Genomic DNA, 1,923 nt, shown 5'->3' on the forward strand with positions numbered 1-1,923 from the left:
ACTCCGAAGGCAAGGCAATCGGTTTCATTCGCTTGCCGGAGCGCTGCCCCAATGTCGTGTTCGGCGGGGTGAAGAAGAACCGCCTGTACATGGCAAGTTCGCATTCGCTCTACGTCCTTTACGTCGAGGCGCGGGGCGCGGTCTAGAGCCAGCCGGATTGTGACGGAACCGGCCGCACCCTCGGGCGCGGCCGGGTTAAGGTAAATAAACGGTTTAAATTGCCCCTCGCAGTTTAACGGCGTTACTTCCCGAACAATCCCTCACACGTTGCGGGAATAACAGGGAAAGCGTCATGTCAAACTGGCGGATCAGTTCGTTCAGCGGTGCACTGCTCGCCGCCTATTTCATTCCGAACTGGGCCATCATCGCCCATACGATCGTGATGTCGCCGGTCCGCGGCCTCTACGAGCGGCCGAGCGTTTCTGTGGCGCTCTATGCCAGCGATCACCTGCAACTGGCTTCGATGACCACGGTGCGCTTTGCGTGGCTGCTGGCGCTGGGCCGGTTGACCGTCGTAGCCTTCTTTGCGCTATTCCTCGTTCTTGCGGCGATCAGCTTCATTCGCAAGCAGACCAGTGGCAGCGAAGCCCTGGCGATCGCGCTTGGCATCGGTAGCGTCATCAGCTTTGCGAGCATGATCATGGCGTCCCAGGTCGGCGAGGCCGAGGCGCTTCGGCTGCATGCAACCGAATTGCTGATGATGCTCGGCACCGCCATCGTGATGCTGTTCGACCGTCCTGCGCAGCCGCAGACGGTGGCGGCAACGGCGCCATCGGATCTACCCCGTGAGCAGGCCGAGCTCCGCTATAATGGCTGACGCATCCTTGACGGCGTGATAGGCGGCCGGCACCTTGCGGCGCTGTGCCATGCCTTCGTCACGGCGTTTCTGATCGTCCATTGAAACTCTCACCGTTGCGTCAGAAAGCCGACCACCGCTTCGGTGAACGCGTGCTGCTGTTCGATGTTGGAAATATGGGCCGCATCCAGAATCGTCATCGAGGCGCCGGGAATCTGGCTGCGGATGAATTCGGCCGCCGCGACGGGGGTCGATACGTCGTGACGGCCGGCGATCACCAGCGTCGGGGACTTGATTTTCGGCAATAATGCGCGCTGATCGAGCGTGGAGAGGGCTTCGCAGCAAGCGATATAACCGGCGGGCGGGGTCGCAAGCAGCATGGCTTTCACATTTTGCGTGATCTGCGGCTCGCGCTCACGGAAGTCAGCGGTGAACCAGGCTGCGATCACGGCGTCGGCGAGGCCAGCCATGCCGCCGTCTTTCACCGCCTTGATCCGGTTCAGCCAGTTGGTCGGATCGGGAAAATAGCTGGTGGTGTTGGATAGGATGATCTTGCCCATGCGCTCCGGCGCGTTTGTCCCCAACCATTGTCCGACCATGCCGCCCATCGAGAGTCCGCACCAATGCACCTTCTCGATGTTGAGGTCGTCGAGGATCGCCAGCACGTCGCGGCCAAAGCGTTCCATGGAGTAGGGGCCCGGCGGCACGCCCGACTTGCCGTGGCCGCGGCGGTCATAGCGGATCACGCGAAAAAGCTGCGTGAACGCCTTCATCTGCGGCTCCCACATCTGCAGATTGGTTCCCAGCGAATTGGACAGCATCAGGGTAGGACCGCCATCGCGGCCCTCGACCGAAACGTTGAGCAGGCAGCCGTCGGCGTCGATCATCGGCATATTGTTTTCCTTGTCATGCCAAAAATGCGCAGCGCGTCTTCACATGAAATGATCCGCGCATTCGGCGCGAGCAGGCGTGAGAGCGAGGCGGTCATCGAAGCGAATGTCGGAATCGGACCACCCGTGTCCTTTCGATTCCGAAGTTCGTAGCATTTTGCGCAGCCACGTTTCGAACTTCGGAATCGAAAGGACACTAGCAAAACCTATTGATCTGGTGTGGCTTTGGTTCAGAAG

The 1,923-nt window shown here is 60.3% G+C and carries 2 protein-coding genes and 1 pseudogene; 2 read left to right on the forward strand and 1 reads right to left on the reverse strand.

Going from position 1 to position 1,923, the window contains the following annotated elements; all coding sequences use genetic code 11:
• Positions 1 to 146 (forward strand): annotated as a pseudogene (locus WB528_RS19235) (SMP-30/gluconolactonase/LRE family protein); the annotation flags it as partial.
• A gap of 146 nt (positions 147 to 292) precedes the next feature.
• Positions 293 to 817, forward strand: a complete 525-nt coding sequence (locus tag WB528_RS19240; RefSeq protein ID WP_423889982.1) for a hypothetical protein — start codon at positions 293 to 295, stop codon at positions 815 to 817.
• A gap of 89 nt (positions 818 to 906) precedes the next feature.
• Here WB528_RS19240 and pcaD read toward each other — a convergent pair whose 3' ends face one another.
• Entirely contained in the window at positions 907 to 1,689 is a 783-nt protein-coding gene (gene pcaD / locus WB528_RS19245; RefSeq protein WP_423889983.1) for a 3-oxoadipate enol-lactonase, read from the reverse strand.
• Positions 1,690 to 1,923: the final 234 nt, after the last annotated feature.

It is taken from the genome of Bradyrhizobium sp. (assembly GCF_049586575.1).
Lineage (GTDB): Bacteria > Pseudomonadota > Alphaproteobacteria > Rhizobiales > Xanthobacteraceae > Bradyrhizobium.